The sequence below is a fragment of the Wolbachia endosymbiont (group B) of Lycaena phlaeas genome (genome assembly GCF_947251875.1).
Taxonomy (GTDB): Bacteria; Pseudomonadota; Alphaproteobacteria; order Rickettsiales; family Anaplasmataceae; genus Wolbachia.
On record NZ_OX366392.1, the window covers coordinates 710,814 to 729,215 of the forward strand.

Annotated in this window: 17 protein-coding genes and 1 tRNA gene; 8 read left to right on the forward strand and 10 right to left on the reverse strand. The window is 33.6% G+C overall.

Annotation, left to right across the window (positions count from 1 at the left end; genetic code table 11):
- Positions 1–5: 5 nt before the first annotated feature.
- The 4 genes from ctaD to OPR37_RS03165 all read left to right on the forward strand — a co-directional run bounded on the left by ctaD (position 6) and on the right by OPR37_RS03165 (position 5,984).
- Entirely contained in the window at positions 6–1,556 is a 1,551-nt protein-coding gene (gene ctaD / locus OPR37_RS03150) for a cytochrome c oxidase subunit I (protein WP_264684788.1), read from the forward strand.
- Position 1,557: 1 nt separating this feature from the next.
- Complete coding sequence (locus OPR37_RS03155) at positions 1,558–2,445, forward strand: heme o synthase (RefSeq protein ID WP_007302763.1); 888 nt, start codon at positions 1,558–1,560, stop codon at positions 2,443–2,445.
- A 175-nt stretch (positions 2,446–2,620) separates the two neighbouring features.
- Positions 2,621–3,058, forward strand: coding sequence for a ribonuclease HI (gene rnhA / locus OPR37_RS03160; protein ID WP_007302764.1), 438 nt, complete (start codon positions 2,621–2,623; stop codon positions 3,056–3,058).
- Entirely contained in the window at positions 3,051–5,984 is a 2,934-nt protein-coding gene (locus tag OPR37_RS03165) for a YhdP family protein (protein ID WP_007302765.1), read from the forward strand. Before rnhA ends, OPR37_RS03165 begins: the two co-directional genes overlap by 8 nt.
- Positions 5,985–6,014: 30 nt before the next feature.
- On the opposite strand, the gene OPR37_RS06225 is transcribed toward OPR37_RS03165, so the two are convergent.
- The 6 genes from OPR37_RS06225 to OPR37_RS03190 all read right to left on the reverse strand — a co-directional run bounded on the left by OPR37_RS06225 (position 6,015) and on the right by OPR37_RS03190 (position 10,380).
- Positions 6,015–6,428 (reverse strand): YqaA family protein, encoded by a 414-nt coding sequence (locus OPR37_RS06225; protein WP_012481730.1) that lies wholly within the window; start codon positions 6,426–6,428, stop codon positions 6,015–6,017.
- The gene (gene cysS, locus OPR37_RS03170; RefSeq protein WP_012481729.1) at positions 6,397–7,791 is read right to left on the reverse strand and encodes a cysteine--tRNA ligase; all 1,395 of its coding nucleotides are present in this window, start codon (positions 7,789–7,791) and stop codon (positions 6,397–6,399) included. Before cysS ends, OPR37_RS06225 begins: the two co-directional genes overlap by 32 nt.
- On the reverse strand, positions 7,784–8,440 hold the full coding sequence (locus OPR37_RS03175; RefSeq protein ID WP_007302767.1) for an exopolysaccharide biosynthesis protein: 657 nt from the start codon (positions 8,438–8,440) through the stop codon (positions 7,784–7,786). Before OPR37_RS03175 ends, cysS begins: the two co-directional genes overlap by 8 nt.
- Positions 8,441–8,554: 114 nt before the next feature.
- Entirely contained in the window at positions 8,555–9,208 is a 654-nt protein-coding gene (locus tag OPR37_RS03180; RefSeq protein WP_007302768.1) for an exopolysaccharide biosynthesis protein, read from the reverse strand.
- 126 nt (positions 9,209–9,334) lie between these two features.
- A complete protein-coding gene (gene tatA, locus OPR37_RS03185; RefSeq protein ID WP_006013840.1) occupies positions 9,335–9,502 on the reverse strand; it encodes a twin-arginine translocase TatA in 168 nt (55 codons plus the stop codon).
- 140 nt (positions 9,503–9,642) lie between these two features.
- Positions 9,643–10,380: an ABC transporter ATP-binding protein gene (locus OPR37_RS03190; protein ID WP_007302769.1), complete on the reverse strand. Its 738-nt coding sequence runs from the start codon at positions 10,378–10,380 to the stop codon at positions 9,643–9,645.
- Positions 10,381–10,531: 151 nt separating this feature from the next.
- On the opposite strand from OPR37_RS03190, the gene OPR37_RS03195 reads away from it, so the two are divergent.
- Positions 10,532–10,605 (forward strand) — tRNA-Arg (locus OPR37_RS03195).
- 66 nt (positions 10,606–10,671) lie between these two features.
- On the opposite strand, the gene OPR37_RS03200 is transcribed toward OPR37_RS03195, so the two are convergent.
- Complete coding sequence (locus OPR37_RS03200; RefSeq protein ID WP_264684789.1) at positions 10,672–12,033, reverse strand: ankyrin repeat domain-containing protein; 1,362 nt, start codon at positions 12,031–12,033, stop codon at positions 10,672–10,674.
- Between the two features lie 116 nt (positions 12,034–12,149).
- Between OPR37_RS03200 and glpX the strand changes: the two genes are divergently transcribed.
- Positions 12,150–13,073, forward strand: a complete 924-nt coding sequence (gene glpX / locus OPR37_RS03205; protein ID WP_264685035.1) for a class II fructose-bisphosphatase — start codon at positions 12,150–12,152, stop codon at positions 13,071–13,073.
- Between the two features lie 143 nt (positions 13,074–13,216).
- Positions 13,217–14,674 carry a hypothetical protein gene (locus OPR37_RS03210; protein WP_264711296.1) on the forward strand — a complete coding sequence of 486 codons (1,458 nt, stop codon included), beginning with the start codon at positions 13,217–13,219 and terminating at the stop codon, positions 14,672–14,674.
- A 5-nt stretch (positions 14,675–14,679) separates the two neighbouring features.
- Here OPR37_RS03210 and ychF read toward each other — a convergent pair whose 3' ends face one another.
- Positions 14,680–15,774: a redox-regulated ATPase YchF gene (gene ychF, locus OPR37_RS03215; protein ID WP_010406370.1), complete on the reverse strand. Its 1,095-nt coding sequence runs from the start codon at positions 15,772–15,774 to the stop codon at positions 14,680–14,682.
- 118 nt (positions 15,775–15,892) lie between these two features.
- Here ychF and OPR37_RS03220 point away from each other — a divergent pair, with 118 nt between their 5' ends.
- The gene (locus tag OPR37_RS03220; RefSeq protein ID WP_010406367.1) at positions 15,893–17,074 is read left to right on the forward strand and encodes a hypothetical protein; all 1,182 of its coding nucleotides are present in this window, start codon (positions 15,893–15,895) and stop codon (positions 17,072–17,074) included.
- Between the two features lie 71 nt (positions 17,075–17,145).
- On the opposite strand, the gene OPR37_RS03225 is transcribed toward OPR37_RS03220, so the two are convergent.
- Together OPR37_RS03225 and OPR37_RS03230 are read right to left on the reverse strand one after the other, a co-directional pair.
- Positions 17,146–17,292, reverse strand: a complete 147-nt coding sequence (locus OPR37_RS03225; RefSeq protein ID WP_265016820.1) for a hypothetical protein — start codon at positions 17,290–17,292, stop codon at positions 17,146–17,148.
- Positions 17,293–17,469: 177 nt separating this feature from the next.
- A complete protein-coding gene (locus OPR37_RS03230; protein ID WP_007302843.1) occupies positions 17,470–18,246 on the reverse strand; it encodes an enoyl-ACP reductase FabI in 777 nt (258 codons plus the stop codon).
- Positions 18,247–18,402 lie beyond the last annotated feature (156 nt).

The window sequence follows — 18,402 nt, forward strand, 5'->3', positions numbered from 1 at the left end:
TAGATATGAGTGATGTACCAAAAGGTATAAGACGTTGGCTGTTTTCTACTAATCACAAAGATATAGGGACACTATACATTATTTTTTCCATATTAGCTGGAATTATTGGTGGATTATTATCGGTAATTATTCGTACTCAGCTAATGCACATTAATATACTTAACAATAATTACCAGCTATATAACGTAATGATTACAGGGCATGCGGTAATAATGGTGTTTTTTATGATAATGCCAGCCTTAATGGGAGGATTTGGTAATTGGTTCGTACCTCTCATGATTGGTGCACCAGATATGGCATTTCCTCGTATGAATAATTTAAGTTTTTGGTTGTTAGTTTCATCTTTTATTTTGCTTATCCTCTCGGTATTTGCTGGCGAAGGTCCTGGAACAGGATGGACTTTATACCCACCTTTGTCGCAAATTATGTCTCACCCAAGTGCAGGAGTTGATCTTGCTATACTTGCACTTCATGTTGCTGGTATGTCATCAATTGTTGGGGCGATCAACTTTATAGTCACTATATTCAATATGCGTGCAAAAGGCATGTCACTCACTAAAATGCCACTATTTGTTTGGTCTGTTTTACTAACGTCATTTATGTTAATTGTTGCCTTACCGGTACTTGCTGGTGCTATAACTATGCTGCTCACTGATCGTAATATAGGTACCTCCTTTTTTGATCCTGCTGGTGGTGGTGATCCTGTGTTATTTCAACATCTGTTTTGGTTTTTTGGTCATCCCGAAGTTTACATAATTATTTTTCCTGCATTTGGTATCATCAGTCAGATTGTGTCAACTTTTTCTCATAGGCCAGTATTTGGTTATATGGGAATGGTTTATGCTATGATAGGAATAGCAACGTTTGGCTTCATGGTTTGGGCTCACCATATGTTTACTGTTGGGCTTAGCGAGGATGCTGCTATATTTTTTAGCACTAGCACAATTTTCATTGGTGTTATAACTGGTGTAAAAGTCTTTAGTTGGATTGCAACTATGTGGGGTGGAGCGATTGAATTGAAGACACCAATGCTATTTGCATTAGGTTTTATTTTCATGTTTGTTGGAGGTGGTATAACAGGGATAATTCTTTCTCACGGTGGAATAGATAAGCTTTTGCACGATACCTATTATGTCGTTGCTCACTTTCACTATGTCATGTCGCTTGCTGCATTATTTGGAGCTTTCGCCGGTTTTTATTATTGGATAGGCAAAATGTCAGGTAAGCAATATAACGAGTGTTTAGGAAAGATACACTTTTGGCTCACTTTTATTAGCACCAATGTCACTTTCTTACCCCAGCATTTCCTGGGATTAGCAGGTATGCCAAGGCGTATACCTGATTATCCCGACGCGTTTATCCCTTGGAATTATATATCCTCAATTGGCTCATATATGTCCTTTGTTTCAGTTATGTTTTTTGTATTTATAGTTATACATCTCTTTAAGTGGGGCAAAAAAAATGGAGATAATCCTTGGGGGGGTGATACCTTAGAGTGGACGGTATCTTCACCACCACCTTTTCATACTTTCGAAAAGCCACCAGTGGTAAAATAAAGTGTATATAAGTGCTTTGTTAAACGTTGAATCGACAATATTGGACTTTTGGCATTTGCTGAAGCCAAGGATAATGTACCTTGTAGTGTTTACTGCAATTGCTGGAATGGTTGCTGCACCAGGTAGCATTCATCCTTTCCTTGCACTAATATCTCTTATGTGCATTGCTCTTGGTTCAGGATCTGCAGGTGCAATAAATATGTGGTATGACAGAGATATAGACTTGGTTATGGAGAGGACAAAAAATCGTCCTATACCTTCAGGTAGAGTTTTTGCAGAAAGCGCGCTTGAGTTTGGCATAACTATTGGAATATTGTCAGTATTTATCATGGCAATAGCAGTAAATTATATTTCTGCTGCTTTACTTGCAGTTAGCATATTATTTTACGTTTTCGTATATACAATTTGGCTAAAAAGGCGTACTCCGCAGAATATCGTTATCGGTGGTGCAGCAGGTGCTTTTCCTCCAATGATTGGCTGGGCGGTTGTAACTGACTCTGTAAGTTGGGAAAGTTTTATTCTATTTTTAATAATTTTTATGTGGACTCCACCACATTTTTGGGCTCTATCTTTAAATAGATCTGAGGACTATGTAAAAGCATCGATACCAATGTTTAATGTTATCCATGGACCGAAAAAGACAAGAAAACATATATTAATTTATAGTATATTGTTGGTATTAACTAGCTTACTCCCAGCACTATTTTTGAAAAAGTCATTATTCTACCTCAGTATGGCAATTATTGAAGGTTGCGTTTTTATTTGGTTTGCCATATCAGTTATAAGGCTTAAGAATCATAGCTCGCAGAAAAAAATGTTTTCTTACTCAATTTCTTATCTATTTTCTCTATTTGCTAGTATTATTTTTTGTTCTATTGACTTATTTTAACTATGAAAGAACATAAAAACTATCTTTTACTTTCTCTTCTAATAATGCTCGTTGTAGCACTTTTTTTTATTTCCATAATAAAATTTAAAGGTGCGGCTTAAATTGCCTCTATATCTATAAAAATTGTGATTTTATAGAAGCAACGATATACTTTATTAATTCACTACAGTTAAAGATGAAGAAAAAGGAAGTGACAATATACACAGATGGAGCATGCTCTGGTAACCCAGGGACAGGAGGGTGGGCAGCAATCATATTATTTCAAAATCATAGAAAGAACATCTGTGGTAGAGAAGAAAATACTACAAATAATAAAATGGAGTTAACAGCAGTGATCAATGGACTGAAGGTATTAAAATTTCCTTGTAATATCAGTTTGTATACGGATAGCCTCTATATTAAATACGGTATAACAGAATGGATAAATAAGTGGAAAATGAACGGCTGGAAGACAAGTAATAAGAAGTCAGTAAAAAATATAGAATTATGGAAAGAATTAGATAATGCTGCTTTGCAACACGAAATTAATTGGAATTGGGTGAAAGCGCATAATGGTGACAAATACAATGAGGAAGCTGATATTCTAGCAAGAAAAGCAATAATCAATGCTTAAAAAAATTACTATATCATTTTCTATAATTTTATTATTTATATCCTGCTTCTTTATCTTTTTTAAAGGTGAGGGACCTCTAGAAATCAATATTAGTTATATTAATTTTTATATAAAGAAAAAAATATTAAAGATATTTACCAATTCGGATGTCAGCATGGAGAGTACTTCGGTTATTTGGCATCAAGATGGCAAGCTAGTCATTACAGATTTAAAAATAACAAATCCTGATTTTACAATAGAAGTTCCTGAGCTTTTCGTACACTTTAAGTTAAGTTCCAAAAAGTTCTCTCAGGTTTTAGCTGATAATGTACACATATATATCAAGAGGGAGGAGAGCAAAGAGATAACATCTGTAATGACAGAGAAGATGAGTAGTACAAAAAATCTGCTAAAGACAATAAGAAAATTTTTTTTCTACTTCAATGCAGACTCAAGGATTAAAATTACTAACATTGCTATCAATAAAAGCATGGAAGGTGAATTTTTTATTGATAAAGTATATGTAGGGAAGGGGGAAGATTTCAATGTTTTGGATATTCGTGTCCATACAAAAGAAGGTAAAGGGTTTCTAGATGATTTATCCATTACGATAAAAAACCGTAATAATTTACTAAATTTCTATGGAACATTCTATAACCTAAAGTTGGGGCTATTTAACGAATTTTCCACACTAGTTAAAAGTTACAATTTGGACAAAGAAATAGGATTCAAAGGAAACTTTTCAATTAGAATTAATGGAAAGGATGAAGTTGTGGACGGAAACATATACGTGTTAAATACAGAGAGTCACTCAGGTAAAAACTTAGCCTTGACTAATGTAAATGTAAATTTGACATATAGTGATGAAATCATTAGCATAAAAAACTTTCATTTTAAGTTAAATGATACTTACCTTTCTTTGATTGGTAAAATGAACTTTGGCACAAATCATGCTTTGCTTAGAGTTAATATTAGTAAACTTGTTGCAAAAGATTTATGTACTTATGTACCAGATGGTCTAGTGAACAATGAATTTAGAAAGTGGTATTGTAATAATATTGATGGGAATATTATAAATACAATTATAAGTTTTAACGGTAAAATCGATAGTTTAATAAATGATGATCTGTCAGGTATTGTAATTGTTGCTGATATAGAAAATGGCAGCGTTCAATTTGATGAGGATTTTGAACGAGTAGAGAACTTGAACGGTGAGTTAACCCTCAAGGATAACAATCTCAAAATTATTGTAAATAGCGCTAAGTTCCAGAATTTCAATATTGATGGTGGCGAAATTGAGATGCAATCTCTTAATAAAGAGGATTCTGTTCTCACAATTAATGGTCAGGCTGTAAGTGATGCTTATGGGTTATATGAACCTATAAAATTTAAGCTGGATGATATGATGAAGATTACAAGGGACAGTATAGGTGGAATAGCAAAATCTGTATTCAGTTTTCACATTTTTAATTTAAATGCTGATGATAAAAAAGTAGATTTTTTAGCCAAATTTCATTCTGAAATTGATAATTTTGTCGCGTATAATGGCAGTCTTGGTAAATATGAGATTAAGCTTGATTTCGGCGGAGATTTTATTGATTTAAATGGCAGTGGTATGGTAAATAATACACAGCTGCTATTTGACCTCAAAAGTAGCAATAAAAATGAAAATTTTGCCTGGAGTTTGACTGGAGATTTGCCTGCTCAAATACTTAATTTCGGTGATGGCTATATCAATGCAAATATAGAGTCAGTAATGTATCAAGACAAAACAGGGTATGTTAATGGTAATATAGATTTATCAGAGCTCGAGTTGCGTTCAAGCTACTTAGGGTGGAAAAACCATTTTGAAGATCACAATGAAGTTTTATTTTCTACAAGGCTAAAAGGAGTAGGTAAGTTACTAATAGATAAACTAGATGTTGTAGGAAATGATCTAGACATAAAATTTAGCGGAAGAGTAGAAAATGGAAATCTATATTTAAATTCTAGCAACTTTAAATTACCTGATAATAATTTTAGTATAGAAATTGAATCAGGTAAGGAGAAAAATGCCATAACTATTCACGGTGAGAAAATCAACTTAAGTGATGTGTTAGGTTTACTTGGCAAAGATAGTAATCGATTAAATAACAAAATAGAAGTTACTATGAATGTTGATAATATAATTATGAAAGAAGGAATTATCATAAAAGATGCTAAGCTAAATGTAACTTGTGCTAAAGGTGATTGTAGTGGAAGTCAATTCACAGGACAGTTTTTAGAAGATAACAGTAATATACTAGTAGAACATAGTGAAATAGGGCTTGAAATATATTCGGATAATTCAGGTATGCTTTTGCGTTCTTTAGGTATTGGTAAATCAGTTAAAAATGGCAAATTATCTCTTTATCTATCTTCTAAGAGAGAAAATGGAGAACATTATGGTATGTTATCTATCAGCAATTTCTATATCAAAGATGCTCCACTGCTTACCACTTTATTATCAATGTCTTCACTGCCTGGTATTGTAAATGCTATAAAGAACGAAGGTGTACATTTTTATAAGTGTAATGCACCTTTTTCATATAAAGATGGCACTGTTGAAATTGAAGAATCTTGGCTTGAAGGAGCGGAACTAGGTATTAGCACTAGTGGTACGCTCGATATTAAGGGTTATAAATTCCAGGTTGAAGGACAAGTAATACCGGCATACTCAATTAACAAATCTTTGTTAAAAATCCCTATAATCGGAAAACTTCTGACTGGTGGAAAGAGTAGGGGGATTATTTCAATAGACTACAAAGCAAATGGTGATGATAAAAACAACAACGTATCTGTTAATCCTATCTCTTCGCTAACCCCAAGCTTACTTAAGAGGTTATTAGGAGTATTTGATCGTATTATGACAAAAAGTAATAAAAGCATTTTAAAAGGTAGTTTGAAGAAGAAATTTAGCTCAATATGACCAGAAGAAAAGTTGTTTATTGATGTTTAGTTAGATGGTAAACGTTAGATACAACAAACAGAGGAAGTTAGATAAAATAATTAAGGGAACAAGAATATAAAGGTTTAACTTGAAGTAACCGGATAAAATCTGAGTCACACTTCCAAGTGCTGGTACCCACGAAAGCAATGCAACTGCACAAATCAGTAGGTGCCTTACAATTTTTGGTGTTTTGTCTTCATTCTCTAATTTGTGATGTGATCTTCTGATAAAAATTGTTATTCTACCTAAATACCAGTTAGCTATTCCACCAAGACTGGATCCTAATACTCCAAAAAGTAATATAAGTAGTTGATCGTAGTTTGACCTAAAGCATAACATAGTGTAAAGTACAAAACCTTGATGTATGGGTAAGATAAGCGATGATACTAGGCTATCTATAAACAATAGGAGATAATTTTCCATACCAAGTTGTTGTACCATCTTCGTTGTCAGAAATTGTAACCCCCATTTGTTTCAATTGCTCTCTTATTTTGTCTGCAGTATCATAATCTTTATTTTGTTTTGCTACTTTTCTTAAGTCTATCAACCTTTCTATTTCTTGATGACTCACACCACTTGCAAACCACTCTTGATAACTTGACTCAAGAATACCAATGAACCTTGCGCTTTTAACAAACTTCTTAGTTAATTTGAGCTTCTCATATTCATTACTTGTCTTATTGATTTCTGTAGCCATTTCATGCAATATGGCTACAGCTTCAGGAATGTTTAAATCGTTTTTCAAAGCCTCTATAAAATCTTTAGAGACTTCTGTATCACTTTCCTCAATACATGTACTACGTAATAACCGATAAAACTTGTTTAAAGTTTCTTGCGACTCAGAGATAACATTTTCTGTCCAATCAAGTGGTTTTCTGTAGTGAGTTTTAAGCAGCGCATAACGTATTACTTCACCCTTTATTCCACTATCTAACAAATCCCTTACTTTGACTATATTAAATAAGGATTTGCTCATTTTCTCTTCATTTACCGTAAGAAACCCGTTGTGTACCCAATATTTTGCAAACGTTGACTCAGCAAATGCAGATTTACTCTGTGCAATTTCATTCTCATGATGAGGAAATTGCAAGTCTATACCCCCACCGTGAATGTCAAAATCTTTGCCAAGGTAAGCATATGACATTGCTGAACATTCTATATGCCACCCTGGTCTTCCCTCTCCCCATGGACTATTCCAGTGACTTGAAAGTTTATAGTCAGTTTCGTTTGCAGGTTTCCAAAGTACGAAGTCTCCTGGGTGTTTTTTATTTTCACCAACTTCAACTCTACTACCGTAGTTTAATTCATCAATTTTTTTTCCTGATAAAACGCCGTATTCAGGGTAAGATTCTACACTAAAATATACATGTTTATTGGATTCATAAGCATGACCAGCTTGCAGCAAAGACTCAATTAACTTGATAATGTTATCTATGTTTTCCGTTGCTTTTGGTTCATATGTTGGTTCTGCACAATTTATGCTTTCCATGTCTTCATGAAAAGTTTTAGTGTAATATTTGCTAATGCTTTCTATATTACTATTTTTCTCATTTGCTGCATTGATTATCTTGTCATCGATGTCGGTTATATTACGCACATAAGTAACTTTTCCATAACAAAATTTAAGCAGTCGAAATAATACATCGTAAACAACAATAGAACGTGCATTACCTATATGTGCTGTATCATATACTGTTGGCCCACAAACGTACATTTTTATATGATCTTTATCGATCGGTGTAAAGGGCTCTTTTTTTTTTGTTAAAGTGTTGTAAAGCTTAACCATATACAAAGCTTTTTAGAAAAGAAAATGCTCCAAATATAAGCTGTGGTCCTTTAACTATTACGACAAGAGTAAGTAATAACCCACACAATGATACTAATACTCCCATTATAGAGAGAAATCCATCTTTGCTCATGATACCCAGTGAAATGAGAGTTGTACCAATTGCAGGAATGAAGTTAGTTAAAGGAAGTGGGATTGCTATCGATAATGCACAAAGCAGCATTATAAATGCTAAAATATTTTCACCAGGACCACGAAAAATGAAAGACATTCTTGGTTTCATGAACTTTTCTATTTTTTTTAATGTAGGTGAAGTTTTCTCTACCACGAGAGCTAGTGTTGAACGTTGAAAAGATTTCCTTTCTAGCCAATTAGGCATCCAAGGAGAATCAAACCCAAATAGAAGCTGCAGTGAAAATAAGATTAAAGGTATAGAAAGAATGGTTGTATAGCCAGGTGGAACAGGTATAGGTACTGATAGCGGTAAAGAGAAGATGATTATTAAAATACCAAAACCACGCTCATGTAAAGCTGTTTTAATATCAAATAATGTTACTTTATCATTATCGTTATTATTAGTATCTGCAACCTCTTTTAGAATATCAGAGGCCAATTTTTTATCTTCAGTCAATTTCACACTTTTTTCCACAGTTACCCTTTAATAACAATATAACTTCTAACTAACATAGTTATTGCTATATTTCAATATCGATTATTCATTTCATGCTGTACTTCATTCTTTTATTAAAGTGTTGTAAAGCTTTTAAGTTATAAGGCTTTTAAGAAGAGAAAGTGTTCCGGCTATAAGTTTTGGTCCTTTAACTATTACAATAAGGGTAACCAATAACGCACAGAATGAAACTAACACTCCTAACGTAGATAAAAATCCATCTTTACCCATAATGCCGAGTGAAATAAGAGTTATACCAATTGCAGGAAGGAAGTGAGTAAAAGGTAATGGAAGAGCTATTATTATTGCACAAAGCAACATCATAAAAGCTAGAATCTTTTCACCCGGACCAAGAAAAATAAAAGACATTCTTGGTTTCATGAACTTTTCTATTTTTTTTAATATAGGTGAAGTTTTCTCTACCACGAGAGCTAGTGTTGAACGTTGAAAAGATTTCCTTTCTAGCCAATTAGGCATCCAAGGAGAATCAAACCCAAATAGAAGCTGCAGTGAAAATAAGATTAAAGGTATAGAAAGAATGGTTGTATAGCCAGGTGGAACAGGTATAGGTACTGATAGCGGTAAAGAGAAGATGATTATTAAAATACCAAAACCGCGCTCATGTAAAGCTGTTTTGATGTCGAACAATGTTACTTTATCACTATCGTTGTTATTGGTATCTGCAACCTCTTTTAGAATATCAGAGGCCAATTTTTTATCTTCAGTCAATTTCTCACTTTCTTCCACGATTAACCTTTAATAACATTCTAACTAACATAATTATTACTGTACTTCAATCATACCTCTTCAATTCTTTAGCCTTGTTTAAACAAATGACACGCACTTTAGTGCGTGTCACGAAACATAAGGAAGCTAACGATCTGGTTCATTAGATGATAGTTTCTCTGAATCCTTAAGTTCTTGTTTAAGGTTTTTAATGCCTTTGCCTAAATCACCCATAACTTGTGGTAACCTACCTGCACCAAACAGAACTAAGATTATTATTAAGACTAGAAACAGCTGCCATGGACCTAAACTCATTTGTACCTCCGTTGAAAATATTAACTTTTAGGTATTAAAACTTGACTGAAGCCAAGTGATACATAAATTATATCACTTTTATTAAATTATAAATCAAGAGTTTTTAATTATCTTATAATAGTTTTAGCCTAACATTAAGTTTAGTTTAGCTGTAGAGTAAAAGGAAGCTCACTAAAAAATTTTGCTAACGTATCATCTTTAGGTCTGTGGTATATGTAGCTAGGAACTCCTGATTGAATAATTTTACCATTTTTCATCACGTAAATAAAATCTGCAACTTTCAACGCTTCTTGCGGATCATGAGTTACCATGAGTACAGGAATATTTTTGCTTCTAAAAAGTGACAATATATGGTGCCTTATTCGATATTTGAGCAGTATATCTAAATTAGAAAATGGTTCATCGAGCAAAACAACATCAGGATTTTGCGCCATTACTCTTGCTATTGCAACTAATTGTTGCTGTCCTCCTGATAAAGCATGAGGGTACATGTTTTCATATTTTTCTATATTAAATAGCTTTAAGATTTCCAATGCAGTAAGGTATTTTTCTTTCTTAGAAGTACTGCAAATAGCAAAAGTTATATTTTCTATTACTGTTTTATGAGGAAATAATGCAGAATGCTGAAAAATCAACCCGATATTTCTACGCTCTATAGCAATTGACACTTTGTTACTTGCAACTAATTTATCATTTATAACAATGGTTCCAGATTTTGGATTTTCTATTCCTGCGATTAATTTTAGAATTGTTGACTTGCCACAGCCAGAATGACCTAGTAAACAGGCAACACTTCCTTTCTTCACTTGAATGTTGATGTTGCTTAAAGCAAAGCCATCTTGATTACTATAAAAGTAACTAATATTGTTAACTAGCATTAATCTTTCAATTGGAATCGTATTATTAAATATAACAGTATTACATTCAAGAAATACAGAAATATTTTTTATTATTGTGAATTAATTGTACAGGGTGCCTAGAAAAATGCGAGACTTTTTGCTATAATTTTGCATAAATAGCAGAAGACATGGGACTATAGCTCAGTAGGATAGAGCGTTGGATTCCTAATCCGAAGGCCGTGCGTTCGAATCGCACTAGTCCCACTTAATTTTGATAAAGTGGTTTAACAATCAAGAAATTATAATTGGTTTGAAAAGTGATTCTAGGAGCTAGATTGCATGGTTTCTCAAACTTGAATTTACAGGTTCAACCTTATTTTCTCTCATTTCGCTGTAACTTGGAAGTGTAAAATTTTTTACATGTAATCCAGTTACTATTACAACTAAAATAGCTAGGACACTGCAAACTAATGCACCAGCTAAAGATGGAACCATCACAGCAGCAGCAACAAACAATCCTGCAATAACAACTCCAACAACATCACTCCTTAATGAGGCGTAAAAACTCTCCTTACTTTTTTTGTATTTAGTTTCTTTTTCATGTGGTGGAGAAAATTGAGCCTCTACAAAGCCGTTAGCTTTCTTATCATTATTTGGTGTGACAGTTGGGCCAGTCCTTGTTGATACAGGTGCTTCATTTTTGTTATTATTACCATTAGTACTAACAGGGAGCACTGTTGCTACAGGTCTATTACCAATATTTCCATTACTGCTGCAAGGTTTTGCTCTATTTTCTTTTACATTGGGTGTTTCTGGTGTAATAAAGTTTAAAAGTACCTGAGTAATTTCTTCTTGTGTATTATTTTGTGTATTATTCACAGCACACTCTAAAGCTGCTTGTCTGCTTTCAGCATTTACATAACCTAAAAATGCTTTAACTTCTTGAACATTGCCTTGAATAATAGCAAGACGCAGAGCGTTAAATTTTTCTTCTTCATTAAATTTACCACTATCCAAGAGTATCTTTATAACATCAGCTTGTTTATTTATTACAGCTGTACCCAACACAGTTTTGGAAGCAGTATCTTTAAAATCGATTCCGATGTTTAAATTTGTGAGTAACTCAACAATCTTTAGGAATATAATGCGATCGTCGATAATACCAGGTCCTTCTGAACGGACAGCATAATAAAGCAAAGTCCAACCATCTTGGTTTGTTATTTTTATATCTATTTTCTCTTTTTCAAGCTCATTACAAAACTCCTCAGCAGTTATATTAGGGTTGCTAGCTACAATTTTCTTTATCTTGTTGTATGAAGTAGAAAATTGATCATCTTCATTTTTGTTGCTAAGTTCTGCTCTATCTTCTTCTAAATTAGGTGTATTTTGCTCTTCCTTTTCCTTGTTTTCATCAGCAGTTACTTGTTCTTGCTCAGGAAGCTTGAATCCGTTTTCAAGGAAAAATTCTCTAACATTTAGGTTGTCATTTTCATCTGCAAGTTTTAGAAGTAAGTCTCCTAATGAATTGTTCCCTTCGCATTTACTTTGCAAATCAATGTATTTAAATTTAGTCTTTCTTCTTAACCTATTTTGCAAGCTTTCAAGGGTGATTTTATTGTTGTACCTATTATCATTAATTAAAAACCTACCTGCATCTAGACACAATTCCTTGATTTCTTCCTGACTGTACAATATAATTAAACCTACTATTACAATGCTCTATTATACCAACTTTATCAAAGTCAGTCAAGGAATCTTGCAGTATCAAATGGCATGATATATATTGATTTATAATTCTCGAGCAAATGATGGAAGATTTAGCTTATAAGTTAGTGAAAGTAACCGAAGCTGCAGCACTTTCTGCATATAAATTGGCAGGCCTTGGTAATGAAAAAAAGGCCGATCAGGTTGCAGTTGATGCAATGCGTACGGTGCTAAACTCAATGGAAATAAATGGTACAATTGTGATTGGGGAAGGGGAGAGGGACGAAGCACCGATGCTATATATCGGAGAAAAAGTTGGCACAGGAAGTGGCCCTGAGATTGACATCGCTGTTGATCCACTTGAAGGCACTACGATTTGCGCTCATTATAAACAAGGGGCAATGTCTGTTCTTGCTGCAACAAAAAAAGGTAATTTTTTACATGCACCTGATGTTTATATGGAAAAGATAGCAGTGGGAAAAAATCTCCCAGAGGGTGTAGTCTCACTAAAAAATAGGATTGAGAAGAATCTGGACAATTTAGCCAAGGCAAAAGGATGTAAAGCAAGTGATCTTATAGTAACTGTACTTAAACGTGAAAGACATGATGAATTAATAGCAAAAATTAGGAAGCTAGGAGCAAAAGTGAAATTAATAGATGATGGTGATGTTGCAGCCATAGTTTCGCTAATAAATGGCAATCACGATATGTATATCGGCACAGGAGGAGCTCCAGAAGGAGTGCTTGCAGCAGCAGCGCTAAGCTCAATCGGTGGGCAGATAGAAGGAAGATTAATATTTGACACGGATCAATTAAAAGAAAGAGCAAAAAATTTGAATATCACTGACCCAGAAAAAATCTACACCGTGAAAGACATGGCAAGAAGTGAATCAGTGTTCATTGCAACTGGAGTAACAAATGGAGAGTTTGTGGATGGAGTAAAGTTTGGCCAAGATATTTGTCTGACTAATTCATTAATAATATTGCCTGGTAAAGTAATAAAAATACAAACAAAATCAATATCTTAAACATTTGTCATATGCTGATTATAAAATTTTTATAGAAGGAAGATACTTATAATTGTCTTAAAAAAATGAATTTACATATTAATTTTAGCTTTACAACATTTGGCATTAAGTTATAGTTAAATAGTAATACTAAGAGGTGCTTAATATTTAGTTCACTAACTAATTTTTTTACTAATACGTCTAAAAAGAAAAGTTCTCAATCTGAAGAAAATAATCATTCTTTCTCTAACAGCACAGAAAGTTTATTAGTCCAATCTACTAAAAAAAATCCTCAACTTGATGATCAAAGTAGAACTGACGTGTCTCCTCAAACAAATCTTCAATTTAGTGAGGATGATGTAAAAAACGTGCTCCAAGACTTCGAAAAATTGGATTTTAAGAACAGTAATGAGTGTTTTAACGAAATAGCAGAAGATTATGAAAGGAGGAAAAAAAGTGACCTTTTTAACTACGTAATATTGAATAAGCGAAAATACATAACAGATATATTAGATCAGAGGCTTGCCCACAAAGATCAAGAAAATTTTAGGAAGAAATTTAGTGAATATCTTCTTAAAATAAATGAGAAAATGAATTATGGGAAAGAATTTCAAAATAAACTTCAATTTTTTGAAGATAGGGTAGAAGAAGTATTATCAGATTTTAGAAAATTGAATTTTGGCCTTAAGGATAATTTGTGTAAAGATGATAAGGATAACGTAAATTATAATAAAGGCTGGCCTGCAGATCCATTTGACAAAATAGCGAATTATTATCGATGGAATAAGAACATTTTCCTTTTTAATTATGTAGTATTAAGTAAGCAAAAAGAAATAATAAGTATATTGAATGAAAAGTCTATTCCTGAAGACAAGCGAAAGAATTTTAAAAAGAGGTTGGGTAGATATCTTCTTCGAGTTGAAGAAGGGATGAGTAACGGACAGGAATTTCTCAAAACTGATAGTGCAGTTGCCTTTTTTGATGGATGTTATGTGCCATGCGCATATGCAAAACGTTCTCTTAATCATTATGATCATCTTAGTATTAATATTTCTAAGCCTGGGTGTAGCTTAGAAATCAGCCGTCTTTTCACTGACAAAATTGAAGGGATGGAAAGAAATAAAAATGAGGTAAAGATAGTAGAAATATACAGTAACGATAAAAGAATAGCAACGGTTGAGAAGAATGATAATGGAAAAAGAAATTACCGCTTTGCAAAAGATGCAACATGCGATATGAAAATTAGGTGGAGTGCAGAAGATGAGAAAGGTAATTCTGTTAACTGCTTTATTAGTTTAAATGTAAATCCTAGTGAAATTGAGATTGGTCAGGCAACTATTAATGGTAAAGATGTTGAACTAGACGAAATTTTGAAATTAGCTGAGCAAAGCGAAGATGTGCTTATAGAAGGTAAAGCTTTACATGAATTTTTAGAAGGATATCTGGAGCAAGATGTACAATCACAGGAAGAGATAATAAAGAGATGTGATGAAACTCCTGGAACTAAACTTGATAATCTGGAGATAGGGCAGTTCTCTTTCTCTCCTTTATCTGAAGAGGAGATAGAGGAAGAAGAGAGAAGAGAATATAAAAATTCACGGGCTGCATCAGGAAGGTGCTAGACTAATTAGACATTAAATCTAAAGTGCATTATATCGCCATCTTGCACGATATAATCTCTGCCTTCGAAGCGAATTTTCCCTGCATCTTTGCAAGCTAATTCGCTTCCATATTTTATATAGTCTTCAAAGCTTATGGTTTCTGCTTTTATAAAGCCCTTTTCAAAATCAGTGTGAATTACACCTGCTGCTTTGTCAGCTGTTGATCCTATCTTTATTGGCCATGCACGTGCTTCTTTGGGGCCCACAGTAAAAAAAGTTATCATACTTAGCACTTCATACATAATACGTGCTACTCCATCAAGTCCTGATTCTTGTAAGCCAAATTCTGATAAAAAATTCTGTTTTTCCTCTTCACTATCAAGATTTGCAATATCTGCTTCAAGTTTCGCTGAAATACAATAAAATTTGCTTTTATTTTCTTCCGCCATTTTTTCCACCCTTTTAGATAGTTCATTACCAGTTATGATATTCGTATCTTCAACATTGCATACATACATAACAGGCTTTGTTGTTAGCAATTGAAGCAACTTCATCTCATCTTCATCGATATTCTCCAAGCTTCTTGCCGGTTTACCTAATTTTAAAGTAGCTAATACCTCTTGCATTAATTCAAGTTGTCTCTTTAGCTCTTTATCACCTTGCTTTGCTTTCTTTTCCAATTGAGGAAGCCTTTTTTCTATGCTATCAATATCAGCTAGAATTAACTCCATTTCCACTATTTCAGCATCTGATATTGGATCTATTTTACTGTTTACATGGCTGATATCGTCATCCGTAAAGCACCTGAGCAGATGAACAATGGCATCAACTTCTCTGATATGACTCAAAAATTTATTTCCTAGTCCTTCACCCTTGCTCGCACCCTTAACCAAGCCGGCAATATCGACAACTTCCAGTTGATTGTAGATTATTTTCCCTGAGTGAGCAATCGAGGCAATTTGTTTCAAACGCTGATCTCGTATTGGCACTTTGCCAACATTTGGCTCGATTGTGCAAAAAGGATAATTTGCAGCTTCAGCTGCACTTGACTCTGTAAGTGCATTAAATAAAGTTGATTTTCCTATATTTGGTAACCCAACTATACCACAGTTAAAGCTCATATTTGCTATTTAAAGCCTTAATTATTGCATAATTAAAAAATTTTTGCTATACCTAATTAGTTACTTATTAATAAGTTAGTTAATATAATAACATATAGCTTGAATTAAGGTAGAAATTATGGTTGGGCTTAGAAAACGGAAATTACCAAATGGTTTTGACAGTATTGAAAATGCTAAAGGACGCAAGACTTCAGAGAGTAATGTAGAAAAAGAACCTTCTAATAACCAAGTAGTTAAATATGATACTGCAGGTGATGGCAATTGCTTTTTTCATGCAGTGTTTGGTGATAACAGTTCTGGTACATATAAAGCTGAAAGAGCGCAAGATATGAGAATGGAATGGCACAAATTTTTAAGTCGATTTACGTCTTTAGATGATCCAAGTATGCCAGCTCCTTTAAAGGATCAGCTAGAAAAGGTTTTTAATATGTTTTTTAATAAGCCAGGGGATTTAACTGGCAAGTCTGATAAAATAAAGGGTCTGGTTAAGCAAACAAATAGGAAAATTGAAAATGCTGAAGGTAATGTGAAGAGGTTAGTAAGTAGAGCTGTTAGCAAATTTAATATATCGCATAATCAAGCTGTGCTTAATCTAAGTGAATATGCAGAGGCTCTTGATGGCATTGGTGAGAGTGACTATAATGCCGAATATAACAGTGATTTTATTACACGCTCATTTCTTGACAAACCTGAACTCTATCAATCCTATCTAGAAGCAATAGAAAGTAAAAGTTATTTTCCTTTTATTGAAGAAATTCAATTATTAGCTTCTTTAGCCAACATTGAAATTAATGTCCATTGTAAAGTTAGCGGCAGAGAGAAACAACAAAAGTTTGAACCAAATCCTGAAATGATAAACAATGATCAACTAAATCAGATGTTTAATCGTGAGAGTTATAAATTAAATGACGAGTTATGGGGTAGTAAAGAGAGAGAAACAATATATCTTGAAGGAAATCATTACTCTAGGGCTAAAATTGTAACTCAAGAGTTAATAAAACAGCAGCAGGAGCAAGAAGACTTTCTATTAGCAAAACAACTTCAGATAGATGAAATTTTGGAATATTGTGATCTTTCAAAGGATATCTCTGAGAGAGTAGAGATTGAGAGGGAGTTTGATGAGTTATTGGCAAAAAATGCTGATGGAAAAATTGGTGATGTTATAGGGCAGTGCATTAATGATGTACAGCAACGTATAAAATGCCTTGAGGAGCCAGTCTTATCAAGAAGGTGCAGTGTGGAAGAAGCACGTGTAGAAAAAACATTTTATCAACAACAAGTACCACAACCTGTAAGATAAGTCTTCATAGTCTATATACTTCTATAGGGGGGCATTCTATAATAAAAGCCATGCTCATTTTTAACCACTGCTTAATAAGAATAAAGTCTTAGCAAAACAAACACAAGAACAATAGGATTTCTTGCTTGCAAAGCAACTCCAAGATCGGGAGGAAAAAGACTTTTTCCTTGCAAGGCAACTTCAAGAGCAACCCTCACGCACAATCCCTTAACCCACATGGAGGAAGTAAAAATAGAAGATCAGCAGCAACAAATACTTATAAAATAATAACTCTATGGTTAATGTGCGAGATTTAATTAAAAAATGTTGTCATTCGAGTAGCTGACACTGGGCTCCAATGTCAATTACTCGGATAACAAAAAAACACAGGCTTCACATGCATCTGCAGTACTGTATTAGTCTACTATCTTCATTCCCACAACATTATACCCTGAATCAACATGTAAAATTTCTCCAGTTGTACCACTACTCAGGTCGCTTAATAAGTATAGTGCTGCCTTGCCAACATCTTCTATTGTAACATTGCGTCTAAGTGGAGAATTAATTCTATTCCATTCCGATATGGAGTGAAAGTCACTTATTCCAGAAGATGCCAAAGTTCTGATTGGACCAGCAGAAATTGCATTTACTCTGATGTTCTTTGGCCCAAGATCACATGCTATATATTTTACACTTGCTTCAAGTGCTGCTTTACATAAACCCATCACATTATAATTTGGCATAACTTTTTCAGCACCATAGTAAGATAAAGTAAGTAAACTACCACCATTTAACATCATTTTTTCGGCGCTTTTTGCTAAAGCAGTAAAAGAATAGCACGATATATGCATTGCATTGAGAAAGTTGTTTAGTGAAGTATCGACGTATTTACCATTGAGCTCATTTTTATCAGAATATGCTATTGCATGTACCAAAAAATCAATAGCACCCCACTTTTCCTCTATTTCTTTAAAAGCACTATGTATGATTTCCTCATTTGAAACATCACAATGTAGTGTTAGCTCCACATTTAATTCATTCGCTATTGGTAATAATTTCTCTTTTATTACTTCATTTTGATAAGTGATTGCAAGCTCAGCTCCGTGCTCTGAGAGAGTCTTTGCTATACCATATGCTATTGACCTCTTATTTATTATTCCGGTTATTAACCCTTTTTTACCCTGCAATATCATAGAAATTATTTGCCTTTTTTATAATTTGAAATATTAACTAGGCAAAGTCAATTATGTTTTAACTGTAGCTAACGTATAAAAATTACTTCCGCATATTTCCAACCTCATTATAATTACAATTAGAGATATTTTAAGAGCTCAAAATCTATCTTTAGT